Annotated in this window: 7 protein-coding genes and 1 pseudogene; 6 read left to right on the top strand and 2 right to left on the bottom strand. The window is 44.3% G+C overall.

Features of this window, described 5'->3' with window-relative positions:
* The 3 genes from CV014_RS28900 to tal all read left to right on the top strand — a co-directional run.
* On the top strand, window positions 1–431 hold a 431-nt coding region (locus CV014_RS28900), incomplete at its 5' end, for a class 1 fructose-bisphosphatase (RefSeq protein WP_236145161.1).
* Window positions 421–627 carry a hypothetical protein gene (locus CV014_RS28905; RefSeq protein ID WP_236145162.1) on the top strand — a complete coding sequence of 69 codons (207 nt, stop codon included), beginning with the start codon at window positions 421–423 and terminating at the stop codon, window positions 625–627. The genes CV014_RS28900 and CV014_RS28905, both read left to right, overlap by 11 nt.
* Window positions 628–723: 96 nt before the next feature.
* On the top strand, window positions 724–1869 hold the full coding sequence (tal, locus tag CV014_RS28910) for a transaldolase (RefSeq protein WP_236145163.1): 1146 nt from the start codon (window positions 724–726) through the stop codon (window positions 1867–1869).
* Here tal and CV014_RS28915 read toward each other — a convergent pair.
* On the bottom strand, window positions 1858–1995 hold the full coding sequence (locus tag CV014_RS28915) for a hypothetical protein (RefSeq protein ID WP_236145164.1): 138 nt from the start codon (window positions 1993–1995) through the stop codon (window positions 1858–1860). The two genes, tal and CV014_RS28915, sit on opposite strands and share 12 nt — an antisense overlap.
* Before the next feature lie 40 nt (window positions 1996–2035).
* Between CV014_RS28915 and zwf the strand changes: the two genes are divergently transcribed.
* The 3 genes from zwf (at window position 2036) to CV014_RS28930 (ending at window position 6114) form a co-directional block, all read left to right on the top strand.
* Window positions 2036–3565, top strand: a complete 1530-nt coding sequence (gene zwf / locus CV014_RS28920) for a glucose-6-phosphate dehydrogenase (protein ID WP_236145165.1) — start codon at window positions 2036–2038, stop codon at window positions 3563–3565.
* 139 nt (window positions 3566–3704) lie between these two features.
* Window positions 3705–5081, top strand: coding sequence for a glucose-6-phosphate dehydrogenase assembly protein OpcA (gene opcA / locus CV014_RS28925; RefSeq protein WP_236145166.1), 1377 nt, complete (start codon window positions 3705–3707; stop codon window positions 5079–5081).
* A gap of 187 nt (window positions 5082–5268) precedes the next feature.
* Window positions 5269–6114 carry an Rpn family recombination-promoting nuclease/putative transposase gene (locus tag CV014_RS28930; RefSeq protein WP_236145167.1) on the top strand — a complete coding sequence of 282 codons (846 nt, stop codon included), beginning with the start codon at window positions 5269–5271 and terminating at the stop codon, window positions 6112–6114.
* 154 nt (window positions 6115–6268) lie between these two features.
* On the opposite strand, the pseudogene CV014_RS28935 reads toward CV014_RS28930, so the two are convergent.
* Window positions 6269–7478, bottom strand: a pseudogene (locus CV014_RS28935) (glycoside hydrolase family 10 protein); the annotation flags it as partial.

Consider the following 7478-nt stretch of genomic DNA (forward strand, 5'->3'; position numbering starts at 1 on the left):
AGCTTAGGAGAATTTTCCTCACCGAAGAAAACATCCGCATTCCTAACCACGGTGCTGTTTACAGCGTTAACGAAGGTAACTTTTGGCAATGGGAAGAATCCTTCCGCGAATACATCCGTTACGTCCATCGTACCGAAGGTTACACAGCCAGATATAGTGGCGCAATGGTAAGTGATATCCACAGAATATTAGTCCAAGGCGGTGTATTTCTTTACCCTGGAACAATTCAAAAACCAGAAGGGAAATTGCGCCTGTTATATGAATCTGCTCCCCTAGCCTTTGTCATGGAACAAGCAGGTGGTCGTGCAACTACGGGTTTAGTAGAAATATTAGACGTAGTACCCAACAAACTCCATCAACGCACCCCATTAATTATTGGTAGCAAAGAGGATGTAGCCAAGGTAGAGTCGTTTATTCAGAATGGTCACTGAAGAAGCAGGGGAGCAGAGGCGCAGAAAAGCAGGGAGCAGAGGTGCAGGGAGCAGGGGGAAAACTATTACTCACAACTCAGCACCGGCTAAACGCCGCGCTACCGCTAACACAACTCAGCACTCAGCACCGGCTAAACGCCGCGCTACCGCTAACAGCACTCACTCATTACTCTTGGTCGATGTCATAAGTGATTGACGAAGCAACAATGCAAAAGTCCCCATGAAAGTTTTGACTTTGATGGGCTTGGTCAAACTCACTTAGAAACATCATTAACGGAGTTAGATAATAAATATGGCCACCAATCATCTACTAGAAATAAAACAGTACGGCCAAAGTGTTTGGATTGATAACTTGAGCCGTGACATTGTGCAGTCAGGGGAACTCCAAAACCTAGTGGAAAATCAGGGAATTTGTGGCATTACCTCCAATCCGGCGATTTTTGAAAAAGCGATCGCAGATAATGCAATTTATGATGCTGATATTGAAGCAGGCATAGAGGCAAAATTACCCACAGACAAAATCTATGAATCCTTAGTGTTTGCAGATATCCGTAATGCCTGTGATATTTTGCGTCCTGTATATGAAGCTACCAATAGACAAGATGGTTATGTGAGTATCGAAGTACCACCCACCATCGCCCACGATACCCAAGCTACAATCAATGAAGCTCGGCGTTATTTCCAAGAAATAGGTCGAGAGAACATTATGATTAAAATCCCTGGTACAGAAGCCGGATGCCCTGCTGTAGAGCAAGTAATAGCTGAAGGTATTAACGTCAATATTACCCTGCTATTTTCTGTACAAAACTACATAAATACAGCTTGGGCTTATATTCGGGGACTAGAAAAACGAGTAGCAGAAGGTAAAGATATCAGTAAAATAGCCTCTGTTGCTAGCTTTTTCTTAAGTCGTATTGATACCAACATCGACGGCAAAATTGATGCCAAATTAGGACGCGGTGTTGATGATATTAACCTAGAAGCTAGACTCAGGGCTGTGAGAGGTAAAGTAGCGATCGCAAATGCAAAGATTGCTTATCAAGAGTACAAAAAAATTATTGAGAGCGATCGCTGGCAAACACTAGCCAGCCAAGGTGCAAAAGTGCAAAGATTACTGTGGGCCAGCACCAGCACCAAAGACCCCAATTACAGCGATGTTATGTACGTTGATGAGTTAATTGGCCCAGATACCGTCAACACCCTACCACCAGGGACAATTACCGCCTGTGCTGAACACTGTCATGTAGCTAATCGTCTAGAAACAGGAGTAAATGAAGCTTACCATCTCATAGAAAGCCTCAAAGACCCTGACATCAATATCAATCTCGATGCTGTTATGGATGAACTGTTAAGCGAAGGTATTAACAAATTTGTCCAACCTTTCCAGTCCTTAATGAACTCTTTAGAGCGCAAAGTCAAGCTATTGTCACCAGTATAGGGACTGGGGACTAGGGACTGGCGACTGGGGACTAGTAACAAGCAGAGGCGCAGAGGGAAGAGGTCTTTTATTCCCCATACCCAATGCCCAATGCCCAATTCCCAATTCCCAATCCCCAATCCCCAATCCCCAATCCCCACCCTCCCACCTAGAATCGAAAACTCATATGGTTAGTCTCCTAGAAAATCCCTTGCGCGTTGGTCTGCAACAACAAGGGATGCCAGAACCTCAAATCATCGTTATCTTTGGCGCGTCTGGTGATTTAACCTGGCGCAAACTCGTTCCCGCACTGTACAAATTACGCAAAGAACGACGCATTCCCCCAGAAATTACAATTGTCGGTGTGGCGCGTCGTGAATGGAGTCATGAATACTTCCGCGAGCAAATGCGGAAAGGGATGGAAGAGGCGCACGGCGGCGTAGATCCCGAAGAACTCTGGCAAGATTTCTCTCAAGGTCTGTTCTACTGCCCAGGAGACATCGATAATCCTGAGAGTTACCAAAAACTGAAAAATCTCTTAAGCGAATTAGACCAGCAACGGGGTACAAGAGGTAACAGAATGTTTTACCTCTCCGTTGCACCTAACTTCTTCCCCGAAGCCATCAAACAACTAGGCACAGCCGGAATGCTAGACGACCCCTACAAACATCGTCTAGTCATTGAAAAACCCTTTGGTCGCGATTTAGCATCAGCCCAAAGTCTCAATACAGTAGTCCGTAAATATTGCCAAGAAAACCAAGTTTACCGCATCGACCATTACTTGGGTAAAGAGACAGTTCAAAACCTCTTGGTATTCCGCTTCGCTAATGCCATTTTTGAACCCCTGTGGAATCGTCAATTTGTTGACCACGTTCAAATTACCGTAGCAGAAACCGTAGGTGTAGAAGACCGCGCAGGCTACTACGAACAATCCGGCGCGCTGCGGGATATGCTGCAAAACCACCTGATGCAGCTTTACTGTCTCACCGCAATGGAAGCACCCAACGCAATGGATGCCGACAGTATCCGCACGGAAAAAGTGAAAGTTTTACAAGCTACAAGGTTAGCTGATGTCCATAACCTATCACGTTCAGCCATACGTGGACAATACAGCGCAGGTTGGATGAAAGGACAGCCAGTACCAGGGTATCGGACAGAACCAGGAGTCAATCCCGACTCCACCACCCCGACCTACGTAGCAATGAAGTTCATGGTAGATAACTGGCGTTGGCAAGGTGTTCCCTTCTATCTGCGGACTGGTAAGCGGATGCCGAAAAAAGTCAGTGAGATTTCCATCCACTTCCGCGATGTGCCTTCACGGATGTTCCAATCTGCTGCCCAGCAAAGAAACGCCAATATTTTAGCGATGCGGATTCAGCCCAATGAAGGGATTTCGCTCCGTTTTGATGTCAAAATGCCTGGGGCAGAATTCCGTACCCGTTCGGTAGATATGGATTTTAGCTATGGTTCCTTTGGGATTGCTGCTACTTCTGATGCCTACGATCGCCTATTTTTAGATTGTATGATGGGCGACCAAACATTATTCACCCGTGCTGACGAAGTAGAAGCAGCTTGGCAAGTCGTCACCCCCGCCCTTTCCGTGTGGGACGCACCAGCCGACCCCGCCATTGTTCCCCAATACGAAGCAGGCACATGGGAACCCACAGAAGCAGAACTTTTGATTAATCAAGACGGTCGTCGCTGGCGCAGACTGTAGGAATTGGCAATGGGGAATGGGGCATGGGGCATTGGGAATAGGAAAATGTCTCCCTTATCTTCCTTGTCTCTCTCACCCCTAAACCCCACACCCTTACACCCTCAATTCCAAACTGATCACTGACAACATCACAACTACTATGACTTCCCAAGCCTCAACCATTTTTTCACTCCAAGCCCCCAAGGATATTTCGCTGACTGAAATCGAAGCGGAACTTAATCAAATTTGGCAAAGCTACGGCATCGCTGGCGAAGATGGGGCGTTACCTGCGGCTACTCGTGCTACTACTTTTACTCTAGTAGTTTACGAACCAGAAGAAACTCAATATTTGTTATCGTCTCTGGGATTTTACAATGGCCCCATTGATGGGATTTTAGGCCCCCAAACAGATGCAGCTTTGCGGCGAGTGCAAGTCAAATATGGACTCACAGAAACCGGCACAGCTACACCTGAAACCTTAGCCATACTCCGAGAAGAGTTTGCCAAACGTCAAGGTAATGGCGTTACAGGAGAAGCCGGTAATGGTTCTACATATAGTCTTGCAACTAATAGCCCCAGAATTGCCGACGAAATCGCCCTCCGTAACCCTTGCCGCATCATCGCTTTGTGTCCCATTGCTGGGGAAGATGAAGGCGTAAAAGCCCAAGTTTCTGCCTACTGTCCCATTCAGAAACAGTCTTCCAGCACATTGATTTGCTGTGAATACATCACCTTGAGTGGTACTACCGCCGCTTTAGAAAGAATAGGTGGGATGATTCCAGCATTACTGATTGGTGGTTTGCCCAAATTCCTGTGGTGGAAAGCTACTCCAGACCCCAACAACACCCTATTTAAAAGACTGTCGGCAGTTTGTAATAACGTTATCGTCGATTCTTGTAACTTTAACGAGCCAGAAACAGATTTAATCAGCTTACAAGAGTTAGTAGAAAATGGTGTGCCTCTGGCTGATTTGAACTGGCGCAGACTTGCAGCATGGCAAGAATTGACCGCAGAAGCTTACGATTCTCCCCACCGTCGTGCGGCTTTGGGCGAAATTGACCGAGTGACACTAGATTATGAAAAAGGCAACCCAGCCCAAGCCTTACTATTCTTAGGTTGGTTGGCGAGCCGCTTACAATGGCAACCAGTTTCCTATCAAAAGGAAATTGGTGATTATGATATCACCCGCATTCGCTTTGTTGGTCAAAATCAACGACAAATAGAAGCAGAATTAGCCGGAGTTCCTGTTGCTGATGTAGGCGAAATCGTCGGTGATTTAATTGCTTTACGCCTAAGTTCTACTAATGCTCAAGCAGACTGTGGTACTGTCATTTGTTCTGAGACTGGCGGTTGTATGCGGATGGAAACCCACGGTGGCGCACAATCTGCGGGTTTATTCCAACAAGTGAGTTCTTTATCTGAGCAAAAAGCAGAAGCGTTACTCAGTCAGCAGGTACAACGCTGGGGTCGGGAAGCTTTATTTGAAGAAAGCCTCACTGTCATTGCACAAGTTGTGCAGTTAGGAGTAAAAAGTTAATTCAATTCACAATTAGAGATAGTCAGATGCCATTTGGCTTTTCACTTTTGCATCTGCTGCTAGATTTTGGAGAATTGTTATTAGCTCAAAAACAAAGATATCATTAACATCAGAACCCTAGTTTATTGAAAAAACTGGGGTTCTTATGCTTGAGAAAAAAGTTTTGAGAGATTGATGAAATTCTTCCATGCGGCGAGACTCGATATTTTATAAACTGTTTCAACAATACCCCAATTTATTATTTGAACTATTGACAAATCCCCCGATAAATGCAGGCGAATACAAATTTGACTCCGTAGCCGTTAAAGAACCAAAATTTGAAATTGATGGGGTGTTTTTACCACCAGAAAATCAAATTCCTGGGGTTGTATATTTCTGTGAAGTACAATTTCAGAAAGATGAACAACTCTATGAGAGAGTATTTGCTGAATCTTTCTTATATTTCTACCGTAATCGGCAAAGATTTGCTGATTGGCAAGCGGTAATGATTTATCCTACGCGTAATATTGAACAAAATGATATTTATCCCTATCGCGTTTTACTGAATAGTAACCAAGTACATCGGGTGTATTTGGATGAATTAGGGGATATTCGCCAATTGCCAATGTGGGTGGCATTGATGGTATTAACTACGGTAGAAGAAGAACAAGCACCACAGGAAGCGAGATATTTAATTGAACGTGCTTCTGTTGAAGAACCTGAAAACGTAAATCGCACCATAATAGAACTAGTGATGACGATTATGGTGTACAAGTTTGACAACTTAAGTCGTAAGGAAGTCGAATCAATGTTAGGAATTACACTCAAGGAAACAAGAGTTTACCGAGAAATTAAGGAAGAGGGAGAAAGGTCGCTAATTTTACGTCAACTCTCTCGTCGCTTGGGAGAAATACCCCAACCAATGCTAGAACGCATTGAAACATTATCTCTAGAACAATTAGAAAATCTAGGCGAGGCATTGTTAGATTTTACTAGTCTGGCTGATTTGCAAAGTTGGCTAGAAACTATAGTAGAAATTACACCTGAGCCATGAGTAATTGTAGGGTATGGGTTATTTGCCGCCAACCCATACACCCTTAGACTCTCATTCGTTTTTAGGGACTTCCAATCAGTCAGAGCAAATATAATCATCGGATTCTGCTCCCCTTGCTCCCTGCTCCCTGCCATCAACGTGATAGTATATTTGTTTAGTTAGAAGTCCCCTGGGTGCGATCGCGAAAACCTACCCTACCATTAACGGCATCAAACAGCACATTGTATCTATCAAATAATGCTATCCCACTATTGACTACCATTGGTTGGTCTAGCTGTTGAGCAAGATTCACACTCCAGACATTAAAGCCGTTGCGGCTACCTGGAGCAATACTATAGTCAAACACACGGGGAATTGATAATTTCACTGTATTTTTTGCAGTTAATCTTCCCTGCTTGAGTTTACCCATCAAAGCAGCAGATTTAAAATCAACATAACTGCTATTCATTCCCGAATCAACTACCATTCTGGCATTGCAATTATTTTTAATAGCACTATTAGCGATCGCTAAACAAACTCCACTTAGTCTAGAATCCCATCTATTACCAGGAATCCCACCCATCGCAGGTTGTGGACTTAAAGCAACTATCCTAAAACCTGTGCGATTTTTATCTGTCAAGCCAATAACTAAATTACTGTTATTACCCCCACGATTTCCCACCACAATAAATCCATTACTCAGATTTCCTGGCAACTTTCTCAAGGGATTATAGGGAAGGGCGCGTTCTGCATAATTGACACCGATAATACCAGAAAACGGAGTGCTACTTTTTGCAGAACAATTGGGCTTTTGGGCAATACATTGGCGACTGGTGACTATTTGCACTGGAACAGGTTCTACAGTGGAAATTAAGCCAAACTGGACATTAGCATAAACTAAATCACCTTCTAATACAGTGCCATCACTTAATACTTCCCTCACCTTTTGACCTGTTTGTTGCATAGGCGCGTTACCTAAAAACTCCCTGGGAACTCTGAGTCCAGATGAGCCTGTATCTAAAAGCACTCTTCTAGGACGACCATTTGCTACGGCTACCTCTAAAAAATAACCCTCCGTGCCTCTGGTATACAAAGGTAGTGATATGGTGTCAAAACTGGGTTGACGGGGTCTAAATTGAGAAGGATCGCGGACAACGGGAGTGGGGAACATTTGCTCAAATGCTGCTTGGCGTTGCTCTACGGATTCTGAGCCGAATTCCCAGAGACTTTCATAATAAAAAAATACTGCTCCTAAACCGCGTTCTCGTGCGGCTCTAACTTGCGACTGAATTTGTGAAATAGAACAGGACGATTTTCTCACCCAGTCATGATGCCTATGCCAGTAGGTATCAATTGTTGTGTTTCTATAATTTCTGGGGTGATAA

The sequence above is a fragment of the Nostoc sp. CMAA1605 genome, from assembly GCF_021596505.1.
Classification (GTDB): domain Bacteria; phylum Cyanobacteriota; class Cyanobacteriia; order Cyanobacteriales; family Nostocaceae; genus Trichormus.

Bases quoted from the DNA above. Each gene is read 5' to 3' on its own strand.
- CV014_RS28930 (WP_236145167.1), top strand. From the start codon at position 5,269: ATGCGGCGAGACTCGATATTTTATAAACTGTTTCAACAATACCCCAAT.
- opcA (WP_236145166.1), top strand. From the start codon at position 3,705: ATGACTTCCCAAGCCTCAACCATTTTTTCACTCCAAGCCCCCAAGGAT.
- CV014_RS28905 (WP_236145162.1), top strand. From the start codon at position 421: ATGGTCACTGAAGAAGCAGGGGAGCAGAGGCGCAGAAAAGCAGGGAGC.
- tal (WP_236145163.1), top strand. From the start codon at position 724: ATGGCCACCAATCATCTACTAGAAATAAAACAGTACGGCCAAAGTGTT.
- zwf (WP_236145165.1), top strand. From the start codon at position 2,036: ATGGTTAGTCTCCTAGAAAATCCCTTGCGCGTTGGTCTGCAACAACAA.